Origin of the sequence: Pseudomonas sp. IPO3774 (genome assembly GCF_013386835.1) — a bacterium.
In the GTDB taxonomy this organism is placed as follows: Bacteria; Pseudomonadota; Gammaproteobacteria; order Pseudomonadales; family Pseudomonadaceae; genus Aquipseudomonas.
On sequence record NZ_JACAQY010000023.1, the window covers coordinates 34,143 to 59,504 of the forward strand.

General features: G+C 59.9%; 23 protein-coding genes. 11 read left to right on the forward strand and 12 right to left on the reverse strand.

The annotated features are described in order from the left end of the window. Window positions 1-86 precede the first annotated feature (86 nt). Entirely contained in the window at window positions 87-1,193 is a 1,107-nt protein-coding gene (locus HYE77_RS15330; RefSeq protein WP_003212558.1) for a sugar diacid recognition domain-containing protein, read from the reverse strand. 161 nt (window positions 1,194-1,354) lie between these two features. Here HYE77_RS15330 and HYE77_RS15335 point away from each other — a divergent pair, with 161 nt between their 5' ends. Continuing rightward, window positions 1,355-2,665 carry an MFS transporter gene (locus tag HYE77_RS15335; RefSeq protein ID WP_003212559.1) on the forward strand — a complete coding sequence of 437 codons (1,311 nt, stop codon included), beginning with the start codon at window positions 1,355-1,357 and terminating at the stop codon, window positions 2,663-2,665. Window positions 2,666-2,919: 254 nt separating this feature from the next. After that, window positions 2,920-3,273: a hypothetical protein gene (locus tag HYE77_RS15345; protein ID WP_023658819.1), complete on the forward strand. Its 354-nt coding sequence runs from the start codon at window positions 2,920-2,922 to the stop codon at window positions 3,271-3,273. Between the two features lie 65 nt (window positions 3,274-3,338). Here the strand turns inward: HYE77_RS15345 and HYE77_RS15350 are convergent, their stop codons facing one another. Continuing rightward, window positions 3,339-4,043: an SDR family oxidoreductase gene (locus tag HYE77_RS15350; protein ID WP_003212561.1), complete on the reverse strand. Its 705-nt coding sequence runs from the start codon at window positions 4,041-4,043 to the stop codon at window positions 3,339-3,341. 100 nt (window positions 4,044-4,143) lie between these two features. Here HYE77_RS15350 and HYE77_RS15355 point away from each other — a divergent pair, with 100 nt between their 5' ends. From HYE77_RS15355 to rarD, 3 genes are all read left to right on the forward strand, one after another. Further along, on the forward strand, window positions 4,144-5,046 hold the full coding sequence (locus tag HYE77_RS15355) for a LysR family transcriptional regulator (RefSeq protein ID WP_003212562.1): 903 nt from the start codon (window positions 4,144-4,146) through the stop codon (window positions 5,044-5,046). A gap of 76 nt (window positions 5,047-5,122) precedes the next feature. After that, on the forward strand, window positions 5,123-6,133 hold the full coding sequence (locus HYE77_RS15360; RefSeq protein WP_003212563.1) for an aldo/keto reductase: 1,011 nt from the start codon (window positions 5,123-5,125) through the stop codon (window positions 6,131-6,133). Between the two features lie 137 nt (window positions 6,134-6,270). Further along, the gene (gene rarD / locus HYE77_RS15365; protein ID WP_023658818.1) at window positions 6,271-7,152 is read left to right on the forward strand and encodes an EamA family transporter RarD; all 882 of its coding nucleotides are present in this window, start codon (window positions 6,271-6,273) and stop codon (window positions 7,150-7,152) included. Here the strand turns inward: rarD and HYE77_RS15370 are convergent. From HYE77_RS15370 to HYE77_RS15380, 3 genes are all read right to left on the reverse strand, one after another. Continuing rightward, window positions 7,121-8,353, reverse strand: a complete 1,233-nt coding sequence (locus HYE77_RS15370) for a dermonecrotic toxin domain-containing protein (protein WP_256347238.1) — start codon at window positions 8,351-8,353, stop codon at window positions 7,121-7,123. The two genes, rarD and HYE77_RS15370, sit on opposite strands and share 32 nt — an antisense overlap. 158 nt (window positions 8,354-8,511) lie before the next feature. Beyond that, on the reverse strand, window positions 8,512-9,588 hold the full coding sequence (gene hppD / locus HYE77_RS15375; RefSeq protein ID WP_003212566.1) for a 4-hydroxyphenylpyruvate dioxygenase: 1,077 nt from the start codon (window positions 9,586-9,588) through the stop codon (window positions 8,512-8,514). Between the two features lie 249 nt (window positions 9,589-9,837). Further along, window positions 9,838-10,761, reverse strand: a complete 924-nt coding sequence (locus tag HYE77_RS15380) for a DMT family transporter (protein WP_177068954.1) — start codon at window positions 10,759-10,761, stop codon at window positions 9,838-9,840. Between the two features lie 77 nt (window positions 10,762-10,838). On the opposite strand from HYE77_RS15380, the gene HYE77_RS15385 reads away from it, so the two are divergent. From HYE77_RS15385 to HYE77_RS15395, 3 genes are all read left to right on the forward strand, one after another. After that, on the forward strand, window positions 10,839-11,711 hold the full coding sequence (locus HYE77_RS15385; protein WP_003212568.1) for a LysR family transcriptional regulator: 873 nt from the start codon (window positions 10,839-10,841) through the stop codon (window positions 11,709-11,711). Window positions 11,712-11,835: 124 nt separating this feature from the next. Further along, entirely contained in the window at window positions 11,836-13,380 is a 1,545-nt protein-coding gene (locus HYE77_RS15390) for an EAL domain-containing protein (RefSeq protein WP_177054227.1), read from the forward strand. Window positions 13,381-13,576: 196 nt separating this feature from the next. Further along, window positions 13,577-13,942: a histone-like nucleoid-structuring protein, MvaT/MvaU family gene (locus HYE77_RS15395; RefSeq protein ID WP_003212570.1), complete on the forward strand. Its 366-nt coding sequence runs from the start codon at window positions 13,577-13,579 to the stop codon at window positions 13,940-13,942. Between the two features lie 170 nt (window positions 13,943-14,112). Here the strand turns inward: HYE77_RS15395 and HYE77_RS15400 are convergent, their stop codons facing one another. Then, window positions 14,113-14,649: a DUF4946 domain-containing protein gene (locus tag HYE77_RS15400; protein WP_008432526.1), complete on the reverse strand. Its 537-nt coding sequence runs from the start codon at window positions 14,647-14,649 to the stop codon at window positions 14,113-14,115. Between the two features lie 193 nt (window positions 14,650-14,842). Here HYE77_RS15400 and gloA point away from each other — a divergent pair, with 193 nt between their 5' ends. Further along, on the forward strand, window positions 14,843-15,364 hold the full coding sequence (gene gloA / locus HYE77_RS15405) for a lactoylglutathione lyase (protein ID WP_177049506.1): 522 nt from the start codon (window positions 14,843-14,845) through the stop codon (window positions 15,362-15,364). Between the two features lie 63 nt (window positions 15,365-15,427). Here gloA and ahpF read toward each other — a convergent pair whose 3' ends face one another. From ahpF to HYE77_RS15420, 3 genes are all read right to left on the reverse strand, one after another. Then, the gene (ahpF, locus tag HYE77_RS15410; protein WP_003212573.1) at window positions 15,428-16,993 is read right to left on the reverse strand and encodes an alkyl hydroperoxide reductase subunit F; all 1,566 of its coding nucleotides are present in this window, start codon (window positions 16,991-16,993) and stop codon (window positions 15,428-15,430) included. 127 nt (window positions 16,994-17,120) lie between these two features. After that, the gene (ahpC, locus tag HYE77_RS15415; RefSeq protein ID WP_003173835.1) at window positions 17,121-17,684 is read right to left on the reverse strand and encodes an alkyl hydroperoxide reductase subunit C; all 564 of its coding nucleotides are present in this window, start codon (window positions 17,682-17,684) and stop codon (window positions 17,121-17,123) included. Window positions 17,685-17,833: 149 nt separating this feature from the next. Next, window positions 17,834-18,760, reverse strand: a complete 927-nt coding sequence (locus HYE77_RS15420; RefSeq protein ID WP_087693896.1) for a site-specific integrase — start codon at window positions 18,758-18,760, stop codon at window positions 17,834-17,836. A 161-nt stretch (window positions 18,761-18,921) separates the two neighbouring features. Here HYE77_RS15420 and HYE77_RS15425 point away from each other — a divergent pair, with 161 nt between their 5' ends. Then, window positions 18,922-19,929 carry a DNA-binding protein gene (locus HYE77_RS15425; RefSeq protein ID WP_177027858.1) on the forward strand — a complete coding sequence of 336 codons (1,008 nt, stop codon included), beginning with the start codon at window positions 18,922-18,924 and terminating at the stop codon, window positions 19,927-19,929. Here HYE77_RS15425 and gorA read toward each other — a convergent pair whose 3' ends face one another. Together gorA and HYE77_RS15435 are read right to left on the reverse strand one after the other, a co-directional pair. Continuing rightward, entirely contained in the window at window positions 19,930-21,288 is a 1,359-nt protein-coding gene (gene gorA / locus HYE77_RS15430) for a glutathione-disulfide reductase (RefSeq protein WP_102369015.1), read from the reverse strand. Between the two features lie 56 nt (window positions 21,289-21,344). Next, window positions 21,345-23,483: a TonB-dependent siderophore receptor gene (locus tag HYE77_RS15435; RefSeq protein WP_134326572.1), complete on the reverse strand. Its 2,139-nt coding sequence runs from the start codon at window positions 23,481-23,483 to the stop codon at window positions 21,345-21,347. 134 nt (window positions 23,484-23,617) lie between these two features. Between HYE77_RS15435 and HYE77_RS15440 the strand changes: the two genes are divergently transcribed. Next, window positions 23,618-24,385, forward strand: a complete 768-nt coding sequence (locus tag HYE77_RS15440) for a helix-turn-helix domain-containing protein (RefSeq protein ID WP_177068955.1) — start codon at window positions 23,618-23,620, stop codon at window positions 24,383-24,385. A gap of 55 nt (window positions 24,386-24,440) precedes the next feature. On the opposite strand, the gene galU is transcribed toward HYE77_RS15440, so the two are convergent. Further along, on the reverse strand, window positions 24,441-25,280 hold the full coding sequence (gene galU / locus HYE77_RS15445) for a UTP--glucose-1-phosphate uridylyltransferase GalU (RefSeq protein ID WP_003212579.1): 840 nt from the start codon (window positions 25,278-25,280) through the stop codon (window positions 24,441-24,443). Between the last annotated feature and the right edge of the window lie 82 nt (window positions 25,281-25,362).

Genomic DNA, 25,362 nt, shown 5'->3' on the forward strand with positions numbered 1-25,362 from the left:
TTCTCCGGTTTTTATAACGCCCATGCTGCCAGTTGGCACCGGCAATAACGCCGGTCCATTGCACAAGAGTGGCTGGGGTTTGTTGTTCATTTGGACAAAGCTTGCGGCAATAGCTGCACGCCGAGGTACAACGCGAGCATGCCGTCGAGGGTCAGCGGGTCGACGCCGCTCAGCTCGGCGATGCGTTCCATGCGGTAGCGCAGGCTGTTGCGGTGGATCCCCAGGGCATCGGCGCACGCCTGGCTTTGGCCGTCGTGATCGCACCAGCTGCGCAGGGTCGCCAGCAACTGGCCGTTGCTGTCCTTGGCCAGTACCTTGCGCAGCGGGTTGAGCAATTCATCGAGGGCGTCGTCGTTGCGGTGGCGCCAGAGCATGACCGGCAGGCGGTAGCGATTGAGGGTCAGCAACCGCGATTCGGGCAGCACATCACGGCCATAGGCGAGCAGGTCGCCGACCCGCCGGTAACAACGGCGCAGGCCGGCCAGCCCGTCCGCTTGCCCGCCGACGGCGACCCGCAGGATGTTCCAGCCCAGGCCGTCGAGCTTTTCCAGCAGGCGCGGGTTATCGACTTGCACCGACGCAGGCCGGCACCACAGCAGGGAAAACTGCGCGGAGCTGACGCACCAGCTGTCGGGGTAGCGCGAGGTCAGCCAGGCGCTCAAGGCCTCGGCCGACTGGCCGCTGCCCAGCTCGAACAGGTACGGCGTGCGCGCCAGCTGCGGCTTGAGGCCCAGTTGCTGGGCTTCATCCACCAGGCGCGGTGAATCACCGGTCTCGGCCAGCAGCAGTGCCAGCAGATCATCGCAGCGCTGGCGCCGCCATTGCTGCTCGGCTTGCTGGTGACGCTGGCTGACCAGCATTTCGGCGGTCATGCGCACCAGTTCGGCATAGGTGCGCAGCAATTCCGGCTCACCGGTAATGCCCAGCACGCCGATCAGGCGCTGGTCGTGCAGCAGCGGCAGGTTGATCCCGGGTTGCACGCCCTTGAGGTGTTTGGCGGTCTGGCCGTCGATCTCCACCACCCGCCCGTTGGCCAGCACCAACTGCGCGCCTTCGTGGCGGGTGTTGATCCGCTCGGGTTCGCCGCTGCCCAGGATCAGGCCCTGGCTGTCCATGACGTTGACGTTATAGGGCAGGATCGCCATGGTGCGATTGACGATATCCTGCGCCAGGTCATGATCCAGCTCGAACATGGGGCTAAATTCCTGAAAAAAACCGGTTGTTCATAGGCACAGCGCAAACCATGCTTCACTGTGCGCGAGCACAAAGACAGCACCCCTTGAGGTGGCCGAGACTCGTTGGGCGATCAACGTTACCCTCGCATCGCGAAAAATCATAATAAAGAGAGACTGCCATGTCACAGAGCGCCGCTGTTACCCAGGCCACCGATGACGATAAAAACGCCGTATACAAGCGCATCACCCTGCGCCTGATCCCCTTCATTTTCATCTGCTACCTGTTCAACTACCTCGACCGCGTCAACGTCGGCTTTGCCAAGTTGCAGATGCTCGACGACCTGAAATTCAGCGAGACCGTGTACGGCCTCGGTGCCGGGATCTTCTTTATCGGCTACGTGCTGTGCGGCGTGCCGAGCAACCTGGCGTTGACCAAATTCGGTCCACGGCGCTGGATTGCGCTGATGATGATCGTCTGGGGCGCCCTGTCCACCTGCCTGTTGTTCGTTACCACACCGACGCACTTCTACGGCTTGCGCCTGCTGACCGGCGCCGCTGAAGCCGGGTTTTTCCCGGGCGTGGTGCTGTACCTCTCGCAGTGGTTCCCGACCTTCCGCCGTGGGCGGATCATGGCGCTGTTCATGTCGGCGATTCCGGTATCCGGCCTGCTCGGCAGCCCGTTCTCCGGCTGGATCCTCAACCACTTCGCCGCCGGCCAGGGCGGGCTTGCGGGCTGGCAGTGGATGTTCCTGCTGCAAGGCGTGCCGACGGTGATCCTCGGCGCCCTCGCCTACTTCCTGCTCAGCGACAGCTTTGCCAACGCCAAGTGGCTCACGCCCCATGAGCGCGCGGTGCTGGAAGCCGACCAGGCGACCGACCTGGCCAACAAGCCGAAGACCACCAGCGACTCGCTGCTGGAAGTGTTCAAGAACCCGGCGATCTGGGCGTTCGGCCTGATCTACTTCTGCATCCAGAGCGGTGTGTACGCCATCAACTTCTGGCTGCCATCGATCATCAAGAACATGGGCTTCAGCGATAACCTGGTGATTGGCTGGTTGAGTGCGATCCCGTACCTGCTGGCGGCGGTGTTCATGCTGCTGGTGGGCCGCTCTGCCGACTTGCGCAAGGAGCGTCGCTGGCACCTGGTGGTGCCGATGCTGATGGGCGCGATCGGGCTGGTGATTGCGGTGAACTTTGCAACCACGCCGGCCATTGCGATCCTCGGCCTGACCATCGCCACCATGGGTGCCCTCACCGGCCTGCCGATGTTCTGGCCGGTGCCAACCGCGATGCTCAGCGCAGGTGCGGCAGCGGGTGGTCTGGCGTTGATCAACTCCATGGGCCAGATGGCGGGGTTCCTCAGCCCGTATATCGTCGGGTTTGTGAAAGATGCCACCGGGTCTACGGACCTGGCGCTGTACCTGCTGGCGGCGGTGATCGTCGCGGGCAGTGTGTTGGCGTTGCGCATGACGCGCACACTCAAGGCTTGAATCAGCGCTGACCGGTGCCGCGATATCGAGGGCGGCGCCGGTCATCTATCTGCTCATATAAAGGCGTGTTTTTATAGGCAAACAACTGCCTGACAGCCGTATTAACCTCTACGCCCATTCCAGGTAACAAATAGGCTACAACCTTTACCCAGCCTTTACTTTCGTACTCCATCATCCCGTCCGAAACCGCTGTCTGAAGCCTATGCCCGGGGATATTATCAAGACCGGTTCGGTGCATACGTAGAGGACTTATCATGATCAGTCGACTCTCAAAAATGAAAGTAGCCATGTTGCTCATTGCCACCCTCGCCATCGCAGGGCAAGCAGAAGCCCGTGGAGGATATGGCTATGGCTGGGGTCACGGTTATGGGTACGGGCATGGCGGTGGTTGGGGCTGGGGTGGCCCGGCTTTGCTGGGTGCGGTTGTCGGCGGTCTCGTAGTGGGTTCGGTGGTCGCCAACTCCCAGCCTCCGGTCTATGTGCAGCAGCAACCGGTTTACGTGCAGCCGCAGCCGGTGTACATCCAACAGCCGCCGCCGGTCTATTACCAGGCGCCGCCTCCAGGCTATTACTACCCGCCACAACCGGTTCCGGTGCCACGTTATTAAGCACGGCCCTATTACTGATAATGCAGGTCCCGCCTGAAAGCGGGACCTTTTTTATTCAGCTGCCTTTAGAGTAATCCGCCGCCGTCGACATCAATCACGCTACCGGTAATAAACCCGTTCTCCATCGCCAACACATACCCGGCAGCCACTTCTTCGGCCTGCCCCACGCGCCCCACCGGCAACGCCCCGCCCGCCTTGGCAAACATTGCCAGTCGCTGCTCATCGGACAACCCGGCATACGCCTCGGTGTCGATCACGCCCGGGCTGACCACATTGACCCGGCGTGGCGCCAGTTCCTTGGCCAGTTGCTTGCCCAGCGCTTCGGTCGCCGCATTGATGCCGGTCTTGATGAATTGCCCCGCAACCGTTTTGCGCCCCAACTGCCCCGACGTCAGGGTGATGCTGCCGCGCTCGGCGAGAAATGGCAGCGCCGACTGGATCGCCCGCAGCGAACCCCAGAGCTTCACGTTGAAGTTGTCTTGCGCCAGGTTCAGGTCGGTCTCGATCAGGGCCTTGGCCTGCACCGCAGGCCCTGCGGTGTAGACCAGATGGTCAAACGGCCCCACGGTTTCGAACAAGCGCTGTAATGAGGCTGCGTCGGTCACGTCCACCTGCTCGCTGCGCACCCCGTTCTCCACGGTTGAAGACAAGCGCCGCCCGGCCAGCACCACATGGGCACCGCGTGCCACGGCCTGCTTGGCCACCGCGGCACCAATGCCGCTGCTACCGCCAATGACGATGATGGTTGTGCCGTTGAGGGGAGATGTCATGGGGAAATACCTGGCTGAGAAAATGAGCTTTCATCTTCCCAGCTTGGCAATCGTTGAAAAATCCCGGTAAAACGACAAGATCTTTAAAGGATTTTTACAAATGAGCTCAATCCTCGACCTTGAAGTGTTCGTACGCACCGCCGACACCGGCAGCCTGTCGGCAGCCGCCCGCAGCCTCAGCCTGACCCCGGCCGCAGCGAGCATTGCCCTCAAGCGCCTGGAAACCCGCCTGGGCATCCGGCTGCTGGCGCGTTCCACCCGCAGCATGCGCCTGACCGAAGAAGGCCGGCGCTACCTCGACAGTGTGCGCGTGGCCCTGGAGGCGCTGTCGGAAGGCGAACAGGCGGTCAAGCAGCAAGGCCAGAGCCTCAGCGGATTACTGCAATTGGCCGCGCCCTCGGATTTCGGGCGCAATGTGCTGCTGGGCTGGCTGGATGAGTTCAAGCTCGAACACCCGAACGTGCGCCTTCAGTTGCTGCTCAACGACAGCAATGCCGACCTGTTCCGCGAAACCGTCGACATCGCCCTGCGTTTCGGCGTACCACGGGACTCCAGCCTGGTCGCGTTGCCGGTGGTGCCCGACCACACGCGGGTGGCGTGCGCCAGCCCCGACTACCTCGCGCGCCACGGTACGCCACGCCTCCCCCAGGACCTGGCAGAACACAGCACGCTGCGCTATATGCGCCAGGGTCGGGCGAACAACACCTGGTACTTTCGCCAGGGCGAGGTGCTGCAGGAAGTCGAGGTCGGCGGCGACTACCTCAGTGATGACGGCGAGATCGTGCGGCGCTGGGCATTGGCCGGGCACGGCATCGCCTATAAAGCGCGTCTGGATGTAGCGCGCGATATCAAGGCCGGGCGCCTGGTGCCGTTGCTCACCGATTGGCAAGGCGAACCGACCCCGTTCAATCTGATGTGTCCCCATCGGTTGCAGGTGTCGGAGCGGGTCAAGGTACTGCACCGCTTCCTGCAACTGCGCTGCGCCGAACTATTACCGCAATAACCGTCGCGGGGCTTGTTCCAGAGCCTTGCTCTCTGGTATTGGATAGGGCCTGTCTCCCCCTTTTGAGGTGTTCACGATGATTTACCGCACACTGGGCCAGTCCGGGTTGAAGGTCAGCGCACTGACCCTGGGCAGCATGATGTTTGGCGAGCAGACCAACACCGAGGACTCGCTGCGCATCATCGACAAGGCCTGGGATCAAGGCATCAACTTTATCGACACCGCCGACGTCTACACCGGCGGGCGCTCCGAGGAAATCGTCGGCGAAGCCATCGCCCGCCAGCGCCAGGATTGGGTGCTGGCCTCGAAGGTCGGCATCGGCCCGGCGGATGGCCTGCCGAACCGCAGCGGCCTGAGTCGCAAGCGGATTTTCAATGCGCTGGAAGCCAGCCTGACGCGCCTCGACACCGATTACCTGGACATCTATTACCTGCACCGCGAAGACCACAACACGCCACTGGAAGTCACGGTTTCAGCGATTGGCGACTTGATCCGCGAGGGCAAGATCCGCCACTGGGGCTTGTCCAACTACCGCGGCTGGCGGATCGCCGAAGTGATCCGCGTGGCCGAGCGCCTGGGGGTGGACAAACCGATCATCAGCCAGCCGCTGTACAACATCGTCAACCGCCAGGCCGAGGTGGAGCAGATCACCGCCGCCGCCGCGTATGGCCTGGGCGTGGTGCCTTACAGCCCGCTGGCCCGTGGCGTGCTCAGCGGCAAATATGCGCCGGACGTAACGCCTGAAGCCGGCAGCCGTGCCGGGCGCCAGGACAAGCGCATCCTGGAAACCGAATGGCGCGTTGAATCCCTGCGCATCGCCCAGCAGATCCAGCAATACACCCAGGGCCGTGGCGTGGGGATTGTCGAGTTCGCGATTGCCTGGGTCCTGAACAACTCGGCGGTCAGTTCGGCGATTGTCGGGCCGCGCACCGAGGCGCAGTGGGATGCCTACACCGGCGCGCTGGAGGTGAAGATCACGGCGGAGGACGAAGCGTTCATCGACTCGCTGGTCACGCCAGGGCATGCGTCGACGCCAGGGTTCAATGATGTGAGCCACTTTGTGTCGGGGCGAGTTGCCCGGCCATAAGTCCCTTTTATGGGGGGACCTGAGAAATCCTCCCATAAACCGCTCCAAAACAGAGCAAACATCTCACCTCAAAAGCACTATATTCCCTCCCTGAAATCCCCCCTTCTTTTGTATCAATCGGCTTTCGTGAGGACAGTGTGTCTAAAGGTGTTGTGTTATCGGTCTTGGCCTCGGTGTTGTTTGCCGTGATGTATTACTTCACGTCGCTGCTTACGCCCTTGAGCGGCCTGGAGATCTTCGGCTGGCGCATGTTGTTGACGGTGCCCTGCATGACCGTGTTCATGATTGTCAGCGGCGAGTGGCGACGGGTGTGGGAACTGGTTCGGCTGGTTGCGGCCAAACCCGCGCTGATCGGCGGGGTCGTGGTGTCTTCGGCCCTGCTGGGGGTGCAGTTGTGGCTGTTCATGTGGGCGCCGCTCAACGGTCGCAGCCTGGATGTATCGCTGGGCTATTTCCTGCTGCCATTGACGATGGTGCTGACCGGTCGGCTGGTGTATGGCGAACAATTGTCACGCCTGCAAAAGATTGCGGTGTTCTTCGCCGGTGCTGGTGTGCTGAACGAGTTGTATCAGGTGGGCGGATTCTCCTGGGCAACCCTGGTAGTGATCATCGGCTACCCGGTTTACTTCGTATTGCGCAAACGCCTGAAGACCGACCACCTCGGCGGGCTGTGGCTCGATATGGCGCTGATGTTGCCGGTGGCACTGTGGTTCGTGCAAAGCGGCGAACAGGGTTTTGCCGTGCTCGACGCCCACAAGGGCTTGTACGCCTTGATCCCGATGTTGGGCTTGATCAGTGCGTCGGCGCTGGTGTGCTACGTCGTCGCCAGCCGCTTGTTGGCCTTCAGCCTGTTCGGGCTGCTCAGCTATGTAGAACCGGTGCTGCTGCTCGGCGTGGCCTTGTTGTTGGGCGAAAGCATCAAGGCGGGGGAATGGCTGACGTATCTTCCGATCTGGCTCGCGGTGATGGTGCTGGTGTTTGAAGGCTTCAAGCATTTGGTGCGTCAGCAGAAGGCCTGACAGCGCTTTTTTTTGCTGCCATTTCGAGCATTACAGCCGTTTGCGACAACCCCCCTCGGATGGCCCCGTAATACGGAATCCTGCCTTGGATTTCGTCGCCTATTTGGGTCAGTGCGGCGTCCATTTGCGCCTTTTCAACGCCAAACAGCTTACCGAGCCGGTTGCCATGGTTGAGTTCAAGCAAGGTGCCGGTGACGGGGTTTTTGACGATTTTTTCGATGGACTGCGCCACATCCTCAGGCACGCCCAGTGCGATCAAGGCCGTCCCAATGCCTGAACCCGGATTCTTCAGTTGGCGGATGAACTCGTCGAACAGCCCCCATAAATCGTTGGCACCTACATTATCCAGGCTGACACTGACGACCGTTTTCAAGTATTGCTCTCGCGAGACAGGCGACAGCGGCTGGTCATTGTTCAGGCCGTTTTTCACAAAGTAGAAGTTGCCCTTGTTACCTCCTCCATGGAAGTTGCCGTAGGCATCGTACTGATAGAGTACGGTTTCTCCGTCCGGACGTGTGCCTGCGAAAGTCACCCGGCCATCACGGGTCTCAACTTTCAGGTAGGTCCCCGTCAGCCCGTTGACCGGTACCGGCGGCACGCTTGTGTGCTTGTCCAGGCGATTGAAGATATCGCCCTTTTCGTAGCCAAAAGGCCCGACCACGGCATTGATATCGCCTGCGGCGAAGCGCGTCATCGTGTCTTTTACCCGCTTTGTCTGATCGGCAGGCGCATTGCGGGAAAAATGCCCGGCAAATACATCCAACTTGTCAGGGTCGATGGCGACCTCTTTGAGCCAGGCGTTCATTTCTTCAAGGTTATTGAATTCGAAGAACGAATTGCCCTCCACGTCAGGAATGTACAACAGGATATTCGTTCCGGTTTCAGAGGCGGGTACGCGTTTGACCACCAGAATGTCGCTCGACTGGATCCCGTCCACCGCGAACGTGCAGACCTGCGCGCCGACGGTTGATGAGGTACCCGGGGCCAATACGGCATTGGCCAGTTCGACGCCTGCGGCGGTCAGCTCGCCCTGCGCACTGCTCCATTCCACGTTCGAGGAAAACGTCACGCGGGCGACAGTGGCAGGACTTAATGGGGAGGGAACAGTTGGGGCCAAGGGACTGATGGCGGGTACGTCGTTGACGGCTGCTGCCTGATTCAAACCTGGAGGTGGACTACCGGTGTGCGTAATGACTGTCATACATGAACCTCAACTGGGCATATGACACTGAGTAACGCTGGCAGTGAATTCCGTTCCTGGCCGCTGGCAACCGCCTGTGTCCCGATGTTTCTGCCGGGCAACAAAAAGCCCGGCCGGGTGCAATCCCGGTCGGGCTTTTTTGTGTATCGCCCAGGCGATCAGTCAGCGGTCAACACACCACGACGCACTTGGTCGCGCTCGATGGATTCGAACAGTGCCTTGAAGTTGCCTTCACCAAAGCCGTCGTCACCCTTACGCTGGATGAACTCGAAGAACACCGGGCCCATCAGGGTTTCCGAGAAGATCTGCAGCAGCAGGCGCTTGTCCCCCGCCACTGACGAGCCGTCCAGCAGGATGCCCCGTGCCTGCAGTTGATCCACCGGCTCGCCGTGGTTCGGCAGGCGGCCTTCGAGCATCTCATAATAGGTGTCTGGCGGCGCGGTCATGAAGCGCATGCCGATCTTCTTCAACGCATCCCAGGTCTTGACCAGGTCATCGGTGAGGAAGGCAACGTGCTGGATGCCCTCGCCGTTGAACTGCATCAGGAACTCTTCGATCTGCCCGGCACCCTTGGACGATTCTTCGTTCAGCGGGATGCGGATCATGCCGTCCGGGGCGCTCATGGCCTTGGAGGTCAGGCCGGTGTATTCGCCCTTGATGTCGAAATAGCGCGCCTCACGGAAATTGAACAGCTTCTCGTAGAAGTTCGCCCAGTAGGCCATGCGGCCGCGGTACACGTTGTGGGTCAAGTGGTCGATGACCTTGAGGCCCGCGCCCACCGGGTTGCGCTCGACACCTTCGAGGTACACGAAGTCGATGTCATAGATCGAGCTGCCTTCACCAAAGCGGTCGATCAGGTACAGCGGCGCGCCGCCAATGCCCTTGATCGCCGGCAGGTTCAGCTCCATCGGGCCGGTTTCGATATGGATAGGCTGGGCGCCCAGTTCCAGGGCCCGGTTGTAGGCCTGTTGCGAGTCCTTGACGCGAAACGCCATGCCGCACACCGACGGGCCGTGCTCGGCCGCAAAGTAGGAGGCGATGCTGTTGGGTTCGTTGTTGAGGATCAGGTTGATCTCGCCCTGCCGGTACAGGTGTACGTTCTTGGAACGGTGGGTCGCGACCTTGGTGAAGCCCATGATCTCGAAGATCGGCTCCAGGGTGCCCGGGGTTGGCGATGCGAATTCGATGAACTCAAAGCCCATCAGGCCCATTGGGTTTTCGTACAGGTCTGCCATTTTCGGTGCCTCATCATCATTCTTGTAATTAACAAATGTTTATTTGCGAGCAAGGATGAGGTCAGCGGGTGGCGCACAGGAGATACCCCGCACGCTGCGGGCGAGGAAGTCACCAAAGATGAGGGGGGACCCGAGTAGCTTCATGGTTACATCAGTCTCTGACGGGCGAGGCTTGCGTTAGCGCAAGTCCTTATTCTTGTATGCGTAAATCGATTCTACACAGCGTAAACAGATTTGTCCGTACTCTTATCAAATCCCCATTGCCCTGGCCCGCGCAAGGGGTTTGTTGCACAGATAGATGCCCAGCAGGATGACCGCCCCACCCAGCAGCATCGGCACGGTCAGTTGCTCGCCAAGCAGCAATGCGCCGCAGATCACTGCCGTCAGCGGATTGAGGGCGATAAATACACCCGCACGGGTGGCGCCGATGCGGCGCAGGCCATCGTAGTAGCCGATGTAGGCCAGTGCCGAGCCCAGCACGCCCAGGTACAGCAAACTCATCAGTTGGGGCAGATCAATCCGGCCCAATGCGGCCATCGTTAGCCGACCCGTCACCAGCGTGGTGATCGTCAGCATCAGCGTGCCCAGCAGGATCGACCAGGTCACGGTTTGCAACGGCCCCAGGCGCTGGTTGAGACCCCGGGAAAACAGCGAGTACACGCCCCACCCCACCACGCAGCCGAAAATCAGCAGGTCACCGACCCACGCATCTGCCGTGCCCTGCAGCAACTGCGGGTTGCGACTGACGATCACCAGCCCTGCGCCACCCAGGCACAGCGCGATCCCCACCAGCTTGAAGCAGCCCAGGCGTTCCTTGAACAGCAGCCACGAGGCCAGGCCAATCACTGCCGGGTTCAGCGCCACGATCAACGACGCCCGGGACGCATTGATGTAATGCAGGCCGTAGAAAAAACACAGGTTGTAGAAAAAGATCCCGAAAAAGCCCAGCACCATCAATTGCACCCATTGCGCGGTGGTCGGACGCACCAGGCGAATACGCGCGACGCCCAGGAAGGCCAGCAGCGCCAGGCTGGCCAGTGCAAAGCGCACGGTCGCCGCCAACAGTGGGTCCAGGCCTGCCGCCAGATAGCGCCCGGCAACGAAGGTGCCGCCCCAGATCATGGTCACGGCCGCCAGCTTCAGATACGTCAGACGGTCAGGGCTCGGGTTCATCAGATTTCTACTCACAAGACACGGGATTGGCTTATTGTTTGGCTAATCCCCGATCATCGTAAAATGAGTAAATACTCATGACCCTTACCCAACTGGAAATCTTTTCCCTGGTGGCCGAACTGCAAGGTTTCACCAGCGCCGCCAATCGCCTGGGCATCAGCCAATCGGCGGTGTCCCATGCGATCAAATCCCTGGAGCAGGAACTGGGTGTGGAGTTGATCCGACGTCATCAGTCCCAGGTCGAACTCAGCGATATCGGCCAACAACTGCTGTTGCGCGCCCGGGCCATGCTCGGGTTGGCCAACACGCTGCAACAGGAAGCCGCCGATGCCCGCGGGATGAAGCGCGGCACGCTGCGCATCGGCTCGTTCGGGCCGACCTCATCGATTCGCTTGTTGCCCGCGATCCTGCAGCATTTTCGCGAGCAGCATCCGGGCATCGAGGTGCATGTCGACGAAGGCCCCGATCGCCAGGTGACGCAGTGGCTGGAAGAGCGGCGCGTCGACGTTGGGTTTGTGGTGCTGCCTGAAGAGCGCTTCGATACGTTCCCGTTGATTGAGGACCAACTGGTCGCGCTGCTGCCCTTGGGGCATCACTTGGGCGCGCAGCCAAGTGTCAGCCTGAAAGCGCTGTGTGGTGAACCTTTTATCCTGACCCAGGCCGGTTCGGCCGAACTGGTCTCAAGGCTGTTCGTCGGTGCAGGGTTGCAGCCGGATGTGCGTTACCGCTGCTCACAGCTGCTCAGCACCCTGGACACCGTGCGCCGGGGCGACGGCGTGACCATTGTCGCCGAGTTGTCGCTGCCTGAATCCACGCAGGCGGATTACCTGATCAAACCGCTCAAGCCTGCCGTCAAACGCCAGGTGGGGCTGGCGGTACTGGACCGTCGGCAGTCCTCACCGGCAACCCTGGCATTTATTCAACTGGCCACACGGTTGAAGCTTTATTGAACATGCACAGACGCCTGCCGCCATCTATCATGGCCAATACCAATACGCTTTGTTGGAAGGCCACCGAGGTTGTCCCGACCGCATTTGAGCGTCCTATTGCCCTCTCCCGCTACAGGCTGCGCAAATGCCACTGACCGTCAAAGGCCCCCGAAAGGCCTCCACTCGCCATCTGATCACCCTGCTCAGTGGCGCGCTGCCCATTTTGCTGGGTGTGCTTATCCTGTATTGGCAAGCCGGGCGCACCCTCGAGCACAGCACCGCGCAAACCGCCCAGGAGGCCGTGCGCCAGTTTGACCTGATGCTCGACAACACCGCACTCGCCGCCCAGGACCTGCTGCCACTGGCCGGCCATGAATGTGATAACCCGACTCAACTGAAGCTGCGGGAACAGGTCACCCGCCGGCCTTTCGTGCGCGCCACCACCTTGTCCTGGCAGCGCAACATCTATTGCAGCTCGTTGTTTGGTGGCAACTACCAGTCACCGGTCAACCCTGAGGACTACGTCGGCGGCCGTCTCTGGCTGATGAAAGGCAACCCGGTGACACCCGACACCGCATTGCTGGTGTATCGCCTCACCGAGGGAGACCGGGGGGCCTTCGCCTCCATTGATGGCTACCACTTGACCAACGCGTTGCGCCTGATCAGCCGATATACCGACCTGGTGTTGCAGGTGGGGCCTAACTGGCTGGCGGCGGATGGCAAGGTGCACAGCACAGCGCTGCCGACATTTTCCGTCGCGCATCATCATCTCGACTCCACACGGTATACCTACAGCGTGGAAGCCGGGATGCCGGAGGGTGAAACCTGGCGCTACATGCAGGCGCGGTATCCTGCACTGTTCGTTCTGGTGGTGTTTTTCGGCGTGCTGGCAGGCATCCTCGCCCACTGGCTGCAAAAGCGCTCATCGGCACCGACCCTGGAACTGCAACGGGCCCTGGGCGCCAATGAATTTGTGCCCTATTACCAGCCAGTGGTGCGTGGCGACAACATCCGGCAGTGGGCCGGCTGTGAAGTGCTGATGCGCTGGAATCATCCCAGGGAAGGCCTGGTGCGCCCGGACCTGTTCATTCCCCTGGCCGAACATTCGGGCCTGATCGTACCGATGACCCGCGCCCTGATGCGCCAGACCGCCGCACAGTTGGCGCCCCACACCGCGCAGTTTGCCGACAATTTTCACGTGGGCATCAACATTACCGCTCGCCATTGTCACGACCTGGGGCTGGTGGAGGACTGCCGGGAGTTCCTCGCTGCCTTCCCGCCGGGCAAGGTGATCCTGGTCCTTGAGTTGACCGAGCGCGAGTTGATCGAACCCACGGATATCACCCGCCAGCTGTTCCAGGCGCTGCATGAAATGGGGGTAATGATCGCGATCGACGACTTTGGCACCGGCCACTCCAGCCTCGGTTATTTGCGCAACTTCAATGTCGATTACTTGAAGATAGATCAAAGCTTCGTGGCAATGATCGGTGTTGATGCACTCTCGCGGCATATACTCGACAGCATCATTGAACTGTCTGCCAAGCTGGACCTGGGCATCGTTGCCGAAGGCGTCGAAACACAAGAACAATGCGACTATCTGGCGGCCCAAGGCGTTGATTTCTTGCAAGGCTACCTGTTTGGCAAGCCTGTACCTTGCGACGAGTTCATTAGATTCCTGAACAGCCATTGAATAGCCAGCCACTTCAACGGAAATATTGTTATTTATACAAAAGACATGATTTACTCATGACTGATTAACTACTACAATTTTTCCTGCCTGTGCTGAATTGGCAGGAAGGCCACTTTCATTGAGTCGCCTTAAGGCTCTTGGCTTATCGCTTTGTTTGCAGTAGATATCAGCCAAATACACTATTGGAGTATAGATTTTGTCCAGACTCGCCGAATTTCGCGCAGCAGAAAAAGCCCTTCAAGAGCAGCTTGCCCAGCTGGAATCCCTGAAGAACGATGCTGGTTTGAAGAAAGAAATCGAATTCGAAGAAAAGCTGCAAGGGCTGATGAAGACCTACGGCAAAAGCCTGCGCGACATCATCTCCATCCTGGATCCTAACCCGGGCAAGTCCGGCGCTTCCGTCGCTGCCGCACCCAAACAGCGCCGTGCCCGCGTCGTCAAGGTTTACCACAACCCGCACACGGGTGAACTGATCGAAACCAAGGGCGGCAACCATCGCGGCCTGAAGGCGTGGAAAGAACAGTACGGCGCAGCCACAGTAGACTCCTGGCTTCGCGGCTAATGCTTTGCGGCTAGTACAAACGCACTAAGAAAAGCCCTGCACATGCAGGGCTTTTTTGTTTACAGGCATCGATAGTGAAACAAATCAGGACGCTGGCACTTTCAAAAGCGAACTTTAAAAAACATTTCACTTTGTTCAAATCGACTTATTTGTCGCGATGCCTACAACGCTCAAAGTTTAAGGCTGTCACGCACCGAACTGACTTCATCCTTGCTTGATTCGTAAGCGTCGGCCTGGCCTGCGTATGAAAAAACATAGGCCTTATCGGTATCGACAGCCCCCACCAACGTTTGCGACAGCACATGCCGACCGTTCTCGGTGATTACACAGGTAGTTTCCAATGCCTCAAGCCGGCTCAATGTTGTGGGGTGCATCTTGGTGCACACACTTTGATAACCACCCTGGGCAAAGTCCTTCTGGATGGATTTGCGCATTTCCAGCAGCACACCTTGCAGGTTGACCGTATGCCCCGCTTCGATTGGCGTGCCTGTCAACTCCATGACCATCAAGGTCGCGCCATTCTCATCATTCTTTATGGCCCGCTGGCGGGACACCGCCGACGGTTGCGCCGGGGCCTGGTCGTCGGGCGCCACTTCCTCTACCTGCCAGCCGCTGGGCCAATGAATTTCCGGGTCAGCCGCCCATGCAGCGGTGCTGCCCAGCAACAGGCCCAGGGTACTCAACAACGGTGCGCGAAATCCGGTCATTACGAAAAACACTCAAGGTTCAAGCGACAAAGTTTGGGCCCCTGCACCCGCTGGCCGCAAGGGTTGCGTGACCTTTTTCATTTGGCGCAACCGGCAGGGCTGCGTATCATGGACCGGCTGCACGGATGCCAGCCGCAAGCCAAGGGATGCTCCAACCGGAGCCACGTTTGCCCCATTTTTCTCTGGAGGGCCCATGAGCCTGCACGAACTGAACGCTTTCCCGGGCGTCACCGCCCAGCCTGACGCCGCCACCACGAACTTCGTATTCAACCACACCATGCTGCGGGTCAAGGACATCACCAAGTCGCTGGATTTCTACACCCGCGTACTGGGTTTTTCCCTGGTTGAAAAACGTGACTTCCCGGAAGCCGAATTCAGCCTGTACTTCCTGGCCCTGGTCGACAAGGCCCAGATCCCGGCCGACGCTGCCGCCCGCACCCAGTGGATGAAGTCGATCCCGGGCATCCTCGAACTGACCCACAACCACGGCACCGAAAACGACGCGGACTTTGCCTACCACAACGGCAACACCGACCCGCGTGGCTTTGGCCATATCTGCATCTCGGTGCCGGACATCGTTGCTGCCTGCGCGCGCTTTGAAGAACTGGGCTGCGACTTCCAGAAGCGCCTGAGTGACGGCCGCATGAAAAGCCTGGCCTTCGTGAAAGACCCGGATGCGTACTGGGTTGAAATCATTCAGCCAACGCCGCTGTAAGGTTCCGCCGGCAATAAAAAACCCCATGATCACTCATGGGGTTTTTCATTTCCGGGCCGGAATTTACGCCGGGGCGGAAGTGCGGATCAGGTGATCGAAAGCACTCAGGGAAGCCTTGGCGCCCTCGCCTACTGCAATCACGATCTGCTTGTACGGCACAGTCGTTACGTCACCGGCGGCAAAAACACCTGGCAGCGAAGTCTCACCACGTGCATCGACGATGATCTCGCCACGTGGAGTCAATTCCACAGTGCCTTTGAGCCAGTCGGTGTTGGGCAGCAAACCGATCTGTACAAAGATGCCTTCCAGGTCGATAGTCTTGAATTCGCCACTGTCGCGATCCTTGTAGGCCAGGCCGGTAACTTTCTGGCCATCCCCCTTGACCTCACTGGTCAGCGCGCTGGTAATCACGTCAACGTTCGGCAGGCTGTACAGCTTGCGCTGCAACACGGCGTCGGCGCGCAACTTGCTGTCAAACTCAAGCAAGGTCACGTGGCTGACGATACCGGCCAGGTCGATGGCTGCTTCAACGCCGGAGTTACCGCCGCCGATCACCGCCACGCGCTTGCCCTTGAACAGCGGGCCGTCGCAGTGCGGGCAGAAGCACACGCCCTTGGCCTTGTATTCCTGCTCACCCGGTACACCCATTTCGCGCCAGCGGGCACCGGTGGCCAGGATCACGGTCTTGGACTTGAGGGTCGCACCGCTTTCGAAACGGATTTCGTGCAGCTCACCGTTGTTTTTCGCCGGGATCAGCGCAGTAGCACGCTGCAGGTTCATGATGTCCACGTCGTACTGACGCACGTGGGCCTCCAGGGCGCTGGCGAGTTTCGGCCCTTCGGTTTCCTGTACCGAGATAAAGTTCTCGATCGACATGGTGTCCAGCACCTGCCCGCCGAAGCGCTCGGCTGCAACACCGGTACGGATGCCTTTACGTGCAGCGTAGATAGCCGCTGCCGAACCCGCTGGGCCACCGCCGACGACAAGTACGTCGAACGCATCTTTGGCGCTGATTTTCTCGGCGGCTTTTTCGATACCGCTGGTGTCGAGCTTGGCGAGGATTTCTTCCAGGCCCATGCGGCCCTGGCCGAAGTTCACACCATTCAAGTAAACGCTGGGCACGGCCATGATCTGACGATCATCGACTTCTGCCTGGAACAGCGCACCGTCGATGGCGACGTGGCGGATGTTCGGGTTCAGTACTGCCATCAGGTTCAGCGCCTGGACCACGTCCGGGCAGTTCTGGCACGACAGCGAGAAGTAAGTCTCGAAGCTGAACTCGCCTTTAAGGGCGCGAATCTGTTCAATCACTTCGACACTGGCCTTCGAGGGGTGGCCGCCGACTTGCAGCAGCGCCAACACCAGCGAAGTGAATTCATGGCCCATTGGGATGCCGGCAAAACGCAGGCTGATATCGGCACCCGGGCGGTTGATGGAGAACGATGGCTTGCGCGCATCATTGCCATCGCTTTTCAGGGTAATCAGCGTCGAAAGGCTGGCTACATCCTGCAAGAGGGCAAGCATTTCCTGGGATTTCGCACCGTCATCGAGGGAGGCGACGATCTCGATCGGCTGGGTGACCCGTTCCAGGTATGACTTCAACTGAGCTTTAAGATTGGCGTCCAACATACGGGCGATTTCCTATTAATTCGGTTTATTGCAGACAAAAAAACGCCCGAGCGAATCTCGCCCGGGCGTTTCGAGGGCGGATGCAGCTTACTTAGGTGCGGTAACCCGCCCTTGGCATTTCACAGACTTAGATCTTGCCGACCAGGTCGAGGGACGGAGCCAGGGTGGCCTCGCCTTCTTTCCACTTGGCTGGGCAGACTTCGCCCGGGTGAGCAGCAACGTACTGGGCCGCCTTGATTTTGCGCAGCAGCTCGGAAGCGTCACGGCCAACGCCGCCATCGTTCAGTTCAACGATTTTGATCTGGCCTTCAGGGTTGATCACGAAGGTGCCACGGTCTGCCAGGCCAGCTTCTTCGATCAGCACGTCGAAGTTGCGGGAGATGGTCAGGGTCGGGTCGCCGATCATGGTGTACTGGATTTTGCCAATGGCTGGCGAGGTGTTGTGCCAGGCAGCGTGGGCAAAGTGGGTGTCGGTGGAAACGCTGTAGATTTCGACGCCCAGTTTCTGGAATTCGGCGTAGTTGTCAGCCAGGTCTTCCAGTTCGGTTGGGCAGACGAAGGTGAAGTCGGCTGGGTAGAAGAACACGACAGACCATTTGCCTTTCAGGTCAGCATCAGTCACGTCTACGAAGTTGCCGTTTTTGTAGGCGGTAGCTTTGAACGGTTTTACTTGGCTGTTGATGATAGGCATCGTTGACTCTCCGTCAGGTTTGTAGAAGGGCTTAGTAAGTTGATGAGGTGAATCCTACCCACTCTCCCGGCCGATGGCTCATTGGCAAACCTGATGCTGACGATTGGTTTTCACTATCAAGAGACTGTATTAATAGAAGAAACCTTGAATCACTCGAGGGATGCCCGGGTCATGCCGAGAAAGGGCGTCGCTTCAACATAGCGCATGGCCGATTTCATGTCTTTCCAGCCGACGTAAGTCATCAACGACTTCAAGTCCCAGCCACTGCGATGAGCCCAGGTAGCGAAGCCCCGGCGCAGGGAGTGGCTGGTGTACTGATCGGCCGCAATCCCGGCACGCTCCAGCGCCTGGCGCAACAGCGGGATCACGCTGTTGGCGTGCAAGCCCTCCTCGCCCAGGTTGCCCCAGCGATCAATGCCGCGAAACACCGGGCCGCGCACCAGCGCTGAAGCGCTGAGCCATTCGCTATAGGCCTGCACCGGGCACAGCCGCAACAGCGCCGGCGTCTGGTAAGTGCGGCCGATATTTTCCCGATCACTTTTGCTGCGCGGTAGATACAGGGTGATGCCCGAACCGGGCACCGCCTGCACGTGCTCGATATTCAACCGGCATAACTCATCGCTGCGAAAGCCACGCCAGAAACCCAGCAGGATCAACGCTGCGTCACGCTTGGCCCGCAGCCATCGGGGATGGTCTTCTGCGGCTCGGGCGTCGTGGCCTTCCTGTTCGAGGAACTGGATGACCTGCTCCAGGTGCTGCAGTTGCAATGGCTCTGCCTGCTTTTCCTGAGCCGGGTGCAGGGCACGAATGCCTTTCAGGACTTTGCGCACCACTGGCGCCTTGGTCGGATCAGGAAACCCCTGGCTGGTGTGCCACTGGGCCAGCGCCGATAAACGCAGCTTCAACGTGTTGACCGACAGCACGCCCGCATGCGCCACCAGATAGCGCGCCACGCTGTCGCTGGTCGCCGGCAGGAATCCACCCCAATTCACCTCGAAATGCTCGATTGCCGCTCGATAGCTGCGGCGGGTGTTATCGCGGGTGGCCGCATTCAGATAACGGTCCAGCTCACTCATGCCCGTACTGCCATTGGCTGTTGTCCATTTCAAAACCTGTATCACACGGGATAATACGCCAATATCCCATCTGATAAATCATCAATTTCGGCTTTAAAACAATCGTGATATAGTACGTATATACATGCTACGTACCACAGTACTAAATCGACGGAGACTCCATGGCTCGCGGCGGCATCAATAAAGCAGTAGTTCAAACGGCACGCCTGGCAATCCTTGCCCGTGGCGAAAACCCGAGCATCGATGCAGTACGCATCGAGATGGGCAATACCGGCTCGAAAACCACGATTCACCGCTATCTGAAGGAGCTGGACGAAAGCGAAACCCGCCAGACCATCACCGAAGCGCCCATTGACGACGAACTGGGTGAACTGGTGGCGCGACTGGCCCAGCGCCTGAAGGAGAAGGCCCAGGAGCCTATCGACCTGGCCCTGGCGCAGTTCCAGCAACAGAAAACCGCCCTGCTCGCCCAGGTTGAGGAGCTGGAAGCGGCCCACTCCCAGCTCAAGCAGCAGTTCGATATCCAGTCCGCCGCCCTGGCCGATGAAAGCGCGGCCTTGCAAAGCACTCGCTCCAGCCTGCAAACCGAGCAAACCCGCAACGCCGGGCTGAGCCAGGCGTGCAGCGATTACGAGTTGCGGATCAACGACAAGGACGAGCAGATTCGCTCACTGGAAGAGAAGCACCTGCATGCCCGGGACGCCCTGGAGCATTACCGCAATGCGATCAAGGACCAGCGTGAGCAGGAACAGCGTCGCCATGAAGGCCAGTTGCAGCAGGTCCAGGCAGAGCTGCGCCAGGCCCAGCAGAGCGCGATGGTGCGCCAGGATGAAATCACTCAGTTGCACCGCGATAACGAGCGCCTGCTGATCGAGCATCGGGTGACCGTGAAGGAATTGAGCGCACTGCAGGAACAGGCTCGCCAGGACCGTGAACAGCAGCGCCAATTAAGCGAACAAGTGAGTGTGATCGACAGCGAGCGCACCCTGCTGCAGGAACGCTTGCGGGTTGCCCAACTGGAGAATCAGGCGCGCCAGGAAGCGCTGGCCGAGCATCAGAAGACCAACAAAACCCTGGAACTGGACCTGGTCAAGGCCCAGGCCAGTATTGATGCGCTGCGCCTGGCAGCCGTCGTCGCGACGGTGCCGGAAGCAACTACCGAGGGCTGATTACTGCGCCACTGGCGTGCGCATGGTGACGAACTCTTCCGCCGCCGTTGGGTGCACGCCGATGGTTTCATCGAAATGCTGCTTGGTCGCGCCCGCCTTGAGCGCGATCGCCAGGCCCTGCACGATCTCGCCAGCGTCGGGGCCGACCATGTGGCAACCCAGGACCTTGTCGGTCTCGGCGTCGACTACCAGCTTCATCAGGGTCTTTTCCTGGCAGTCGGTCAGGGTCAGTTTCATCGGCCGGAAGCGGCTTTCGAACACCTGCACCTTGTGCCCGTCTTCACGGGCCTGCTCTTCGCTGAGGCCCACGGTGCCGATATTCGGCAGGCTGAACACCGCCGTCGGGATCATCGCGTAGTCCACCGGACGATATTGCTCAGGCTTGAACAAGCGACGTGCCACGGCCATGCCTTCAGCCAGGGCCACTGGCGTCAGTTGCACGCGGCCGATCACATCACCAATCGCCAGGATCGACGGTTCGGCGGTCTGGTACAGCTCATCCACTTCGACAAAGCCGCGCTTGTCCAACTTGACGCCAGTGTTTTCCAGCCCCAGGTTATCGAGCATCGGGCGTCGGCCAGTGGCGTAGAACACGCAATCGGCTTCCAGCACGCGGCCATCTTTCAAGGTGGCCTTGAGGCTGCCATCGGCCTGCTTGTCGATACGCTCGATGTCGGCGTTGAACTGCAGGTCCAGGCCGCGCTTGGTCAGTTCCTCCTTCAAGTGCGTGCGCACCGAGCCGTCAAAACCGCGCAGGAACAGGTCGCCGCGATACAGCAGCGAAGTCTGTGCGCCCAGGCCATGGAAAATCCCGGCGAACTCGACGGCGATATAGCCACCGCCGACTACCAGCACACGCTTGGGCAGCTCCTTGAGGAAAAACGCCTCATTGGAGCCAATGGCGTGCTCGCGCCCCGGGATGTCCGGGATCTGCGGCCAGCCACCGGTGGCTACCAGAATGTGTTTGGCGGTAAAACGCTCGCCGTTGATTTCTACCTGGTGCGGGTCCACCAGCCGCGCATGCCCTTCGTGCAGGGTTACGCCGCTGTTGACCAGCAGGTTGCGGTAGATGCCATTGAGGCGGTTAATTTCACGATCCTTGTTGGCGATCAGGGTCGCCCAATCGAAATTCGCTTCACCCAGGGACCAGCCAAAACCGCTGGCCTGCTCGAAGTCTTCGGCGAAATGCGCGCCGTACACCAACAGTTTCTTCGGTACGCAGCCCACATTCACGCAGGTACCGCCCAGGTAGCGGCTTTCAGCCACCGCCACTTTGGCGCCAAAACCCGCAGCGAATCGTGCAGCGCGCACACCGCCGGAACCGGCACCAATTACATAAAGGTCAAAATCGTAGGCCATTTCACTCTCCTCGGCAGGACAACAGCATACCTGCTGCCGCGCCAGAGGTCAGCGCCTTACCAGCGATACGTCGCGCTGGCCTGCAACGAACGGGTTGCGCCCCAGTAGCAAAGGAAACCGTTGCTGCAGTAGGCCAGGTATTCCTTGTTGAACAGGTTGCTGGCGTTGAGGGCCAGGCGCCAGTTCTGCACGTCATAGTGCGCCGCGGCATCAAACAGCGTGCGCGATGACACCTCCAGCGTGTTGTCGGCGCTGCCGTAGCTCGGCCCGAAATAGCGCGCACCCGCCGCGAAACCGACGCCCTGCAGCGGGCCGTCGTGGAAGGTGTAGTCCGCCCACAGCGAGGCACTCTTGCCCGGGATGCCGGTCGGGTGTTCGCCCTGGTCGCCGTCATTGGATTTGAGGATGCGCTGGTCCATCCAGGTGTAAAAACCGATCAGGCTGAGGTTCGAGGTGACCTCGGCATGGGCTTCCAGCTCGATGCCGCGGGAGCGGATTTCGCCTTTCTGGGTGGCAAAATTGGGGTCGACATCATCGGTGGTCAGGACGTTTTGCTGACGCAGGTCGAACACTGCCGCGCTGTACAGGCTGCGGGAGCCCACAGGCTGGTATTTAACGCCGGCTTCGTACTGCTTGCCGGTGGTCGGCACAAATGTCGCGCCCAGCCGGTCAGTGCCCAGTTGCGGCTGGAACGATTCGCTGTAGCTGACATACGGCGCAACGCCGTTATCAAACACGTAGCTCAGGCCCGAACGCCAGGTGAGTTTCTCGTCGTGCTGGCGCGTGTTGCTCAGGTTGGCGCCGGTCAACGCGCTGTCCTGATTGTCGTAGGTACGCGCCCAGTCTTGCCGCACACCGATCAGCCAGCGCCAATGGTCGAAGCTGAGCTGGTCCTGCAGGTACACGCCAAACTGGCTCTGGGTGGTGTATTGGTTGATGGACACCGGCACCCTCGGCAAGGCGCTGAAGTCGGGGTTGTAGATATTGATCGCACTCGGGAAATACTGACCGCCCCGGTTGATGGTCTGCAACAGCCGCTGGAAGTCCGCCCCCATCAGCACAGTGTGCTTGACCGGGCCGGTGCTGAAGTCGGACTGCAACTGGTTATCAAGGGCGAACTGGCCAAGGTGCTCATGATTGACGTTGGCCCACAGCGGCGCGGTGGCAAGGTTGGCGTCCAGCGGCCCGGTGAGGGAAGTCTGGTAGTAGTCGACGTCATCATGCATATAGCGCAGGTGCTGGCGAAAGCTCCAGGTGTCGTTGAACCGGTGGCTGAACGCGTAGCCCAGGGAAAACTGATTGCGCTTGAAGCGATCGCGGTCCGGGTCGCCCAGGTAATCATCGGGGCGCAAGCGCCCATTCGGGTTGTGCAGCGCGGTGCCATACGCGGGTACCGGGTTGAACAGCCCACCTTCCGGGTCGTATTGATAGTTGGCCAGCAGGGTCAGGCTGGTGTCGTCGTCGATGTTCCAGGTGATGGCCGGCGCGATGGCGATGCGCTGGTCCTTGATGTGATCGGTCTGGGTATCGGCCATGCGGCCCAGCCCGGTCAGCCGATAGGTCACATCGCCCTGCTCGTCCAGGCGCCCGCCAAAATCGAAGCCGGCCTGATAGCGGTTGTCATTGCCCACGCTCATTTGCAACACGTGCAGTGGCTCATCCGTCGGCCGCTTGCTCTGCATGTCCACCAGGCCGCCCGGCCCGCTCTGGCCGTACAGCACGGAAGCTGGCCCGCGCAGCACGTCGATGCGCTCCAGAAACCAAGGGTCGACCCGAGGCGTAGCGAACCAGGTCGTGCGATTGAGCTTGAGCCCGTCGAGGTAGGAGTCGGCATCGAAGCCGCGAATGCTCAACTGGTCAAACCGCAGGTCGTTATCCTGGGAGTAAACCCCTGGTGTGTAGCGCAATGCCTGGTCGACGGTTTGCGCCGCCTGGTCATCCATCTGCTGGCGGCTGACCACCGAGATCGATTGCGGCGTCTCCACGATCGGCGCGCCGGTTTTGGTGCCCACGGTGGTGTTGCGCGCCACATAGCCTGGCACCACGCCGTCTGCCGGCTCGGCCTCGGCGGCTGTCACCGCGGTGTCCTTCAACACGATGGGCGCGTCATCGGCCCACACAACAGGAGCAAGCGCCAACACCACCAGCGCCAGCCTGGAAAGGTAAAACGGAGGAGAAGACAACGCACCGGACATGACGATTCCTTGAAAAGTCTTTTTTGTTAATCGTTCTTATTTAATATTGAATCGCGTTAAAGATCCGGTCATTCTTCTACGCGCACGGGTCAATTAATGACCGTTCCAACCTACATCTCAGGAATCATTCTTGATTGGACAACATCTGGCGTAAACGCTTTGGGGCGCCCGCTCGCAGCACCAGCGAGGAATTACGGGTTCGGGCCCATGACTATGTCGATGGCGCACGAGAGATTTGGCACAGCCATGAATATGGCCAACTGGTGCACGCCACCCAAGGCGTGATCCGGGTGTTGACCCGCATGGGCGCCTGGACCGTCCCGCCGGCATACGGCTTTTGGATTGCGCCGGGTGTCGACCATGAATTGCACATGGTCGGTGAGGTTGCGATGCGCGCACTGTACGTGGAAAGCGATCAATTACCCACGGCGTGGCAATCCTGCCGATTGATCAGGGTAGAGCCGCTGCTGCGGGAGCTGATTCTGGGCATGCTCGCACCCGACGCCCACACTGCCCTGCTCACGCCATTGCTGCTGCACCAGTTGATATCCGCGACTCAAACCGAAGGCTGCAGCCTGCCATTGCCCCGGGACAAACGCCTGCTCAGTGTGTGTGAAATGCTTCTGGAAGACCCGGCGAACCCGGCCACCCTGGAAGACTGGAGTGAATCCATCGGCGCCAGCGTGCGCACCCTGCGCCGGCGGTTTCGGGATGAAACCGGGCTGAGCTTCAACCAATGGCGCCAGCAGCTACGGATTGCCGAAGCCGTTTGCCAGTTAGCCCAGGGCCGACCATTGGGGGCTATTGCACGGGACATGGGCTATGCCAACGGCAATGCGTTTGGTGCAATGTTCAAGCGGGTACTGGGCGAAGCCCCCAGCCGCTATTTGGGCAAGGCATAAAAAAACCTGCGGTCTTTCGACTCGCAGGCTTTTTCAACGGGCTGGCAACGATGAATCAGTAAGCCTTGCCAGTCTTGTAGAAGTGCTCGTAGCAGAAGTTGGTCGCTTCGATGTAGCCTTCAGCGCCACCGCAGTCAAAACGACGACCCTTGAACTTGTAGGCAATCACGCAACCGTCTTTTGCCTGCTTCAGCAGGGCGTCGGTGATCTGGATCTCGCCACCCTTGCCTGGCTCGGTTTCTTCGATCAGCTTGAAGATGTCAGGGGTCAGGATGTAGCGGCCGATGATCGCCAGGTTCGACGGAGCATCTTCCGGCGCTGGCTTTTCAACCATGTCGCGTACGCGGATCAGGCCATCACCGATATCGTCGCCGGCAATCACGCCGTACTTGTTGGTTTCCTGAGGATCGACCTCTTGAACCGCGACGATGGTGCAACGGTACTTCTGGTACAGCTTGACCATCTGGGTCAGGACGCCGTCGCCTTCCAGGTTTACACACAGGTCATCGGCCAGTACCACGGCGAACGGTTCGTCACCGATCAGCGGACGACCGGTCAGGATCGCGTGCCCCAGGCCTTTCATTTGGGTCTGGCGGGTGTAGGAGAACGAGCACTCGTCGAGCAGCTTACGGATGCCGACCAGGTATTTTTCCTTGTCGGTGCCCTTGATCTGGTTTTCCAGCTCGTAGCTGATGTCGAAGTGGTCTTCCAGGGCGCGTTTGCCACGGCCGGTCACGATCGAGATTTCGTTCAGGCCGGCATCCAGTGCTTCTTCCACGCCATACTGGATCAGTGGCTTGTTCACCACCGGCAGCATTTCTTTGGGCATGGCCTTGGTCGCTGGCAGGAAGCGAGTGCCGTAACCGGCTGCTGGGAACAAGCATTTCTTGATCATATGAGTCCTTACAAAGGGCTGTGCGTACGAAATTCGGCGCAGTCTAATCAGGCCGCAGTCACCTTACAATGGGTCCTGCTGG

Excerpts from the sequence above, each read along its gene's own strand:
- ahpF (WP_003212573.1), bottom strand. The coding sequence starts at position 16,993 with ATGTTGGACGCCAATCTTAAAGCTCAGTTGAAGTCATACCTGGAACGG.
- HYE77_RS15400 (WP_008432526.1), bottom strand. The coding sequence starts at position 14,649 with ATGACCGGATTTCGCGCACCGTTGTTGAGTACCCTGGGCCTGTTGCTG.
- ahpC (WP_003173835.1), bottom strand. The coding sequence starts at position 17,684 with ATGCCTATCATCAACAGCCAAGTAAAACCGTTCAAAGCTACCGCCTAC.
- HYE77_RS15380 (WP_177068954.1), bottom strand. The coding sequence starts at position 10,761 with ATGAACCCGAGCCCTGACCGTCTGACGTATCTGAAGCTGGCGGCCGTG.
- HYE77_RS15390 (WP_177054227.1), top strand. The coding sequence starts at position 11,836 with ATGCCACTGACCGTCAAAGGCCCCCGAAAGGCCTCCACTCGCCATCTG.
- HYE77_RS15335 (WP_003212559.1), top strand. The coding sequence starts at position 1,355 with ATGTCACAGAGCGCCGCTGTTACCCAGGCCACCGATGACGATAAAAAC.
- HYE77_RS15350 (WP_003212561.1), bottom strand. The coding sequence starts at position 4,043 with ATGACATCTCCCCTCAACGGCACAACCATCATCGTCATTGGCGGTAGC.
- HYE77_RS15355 (WP_003212562.1), top strand. The coding sequence starts at position 4,144 with ATGAGCTCAATCCTCGACCTTGAAGTGTTCGTACGCACCGCCGACACC.
- HYE77_RS15345 (WP_023658819.1), top strand. The coding sequence starts at position 2,920 with ATGATCAGTCGACTCTCAAAAATGAAAGTAGCCATGTTGCTCATTGCC.
- HYE77_RS15385 (WP_003212568.1), top strand. The coding sequence starts at position 10,839 with ATGACCCTTACCCAACTGGAAATCTTTTCCCTGGTGGCCGAACTGCAA.
- HYE77_RS15425 (WP_177027858.1), top strand. The coding sequence starts at position 18,922 with ATGGCTCGCGGCGGCATCAATAAAGCAGTAGTTCAAACGGCACGCCTG.
- HYE77_RS15420 (WP_087693896.1), bottom strand. The coding sequence starts at position 18,760 with ATGAGTGAGCTGGACCGTTATCTGAATGCGGCCACCCGCGATAACACC.
- HYE77_RS15360 (WP_003212563.1), top strand. The coding sequence starts at position 5,123 with ATGATTTACCGCACACTGGGCCAGTCCGGGTTGAAGGTCAGCGCACTG.
- HYE77_RS15435 (WP_134326572.1), bottom strand. The coding sequence starts at position 23,483 with ATGTCCGGTGCGTTGTCTTCTCCTCCGTTTTACCTTTCCAGGCTGGCG.
- galU (WP_003212579.1), bottom strand. The coding sequence starts at position 25,280 with ATGATCAAGAAATGCTTGTTCCCAGCAGCCGGTTACGGCACTCGCTTC.
- hppD (WP_003212566.1), bottom strand. The coding sequence starts at position 9,588 with ATGGCAGACCTGTACGAAAACCCAATGGGCCTGATGGGCTTTGAGTTC.
- gorA (WP_102369015.1), bottom strand. The coding sequence starts at position 21,288 with ATGGCCTACGATTTTGACCTTTATGTAATTGGTGCCGGTTCCGGCGGT.
- HYE77_RS15370 (WP_256347238.1), bottom strand. The coding sequence starts at position 8,353 with ATGACAGTCATTACGCACACCGGTAGTCCACCTCCAGGTTTGAATCAG.
- HYE77_RS15330 (WP_003212558.1), bottom strand. The coding sequence starts at position 1,193 with ATGTTCGAGCTGGATCATGACCTGGCGCAGGATATCGTCAATCGCACC.
- gloA (WP_177049506.1), top strand. The coding sequence starts at position 14,843 with ATGAGCCTGCACGAACTGAACGCTTTCCCGGGCGTCACCGCCCAGCCT.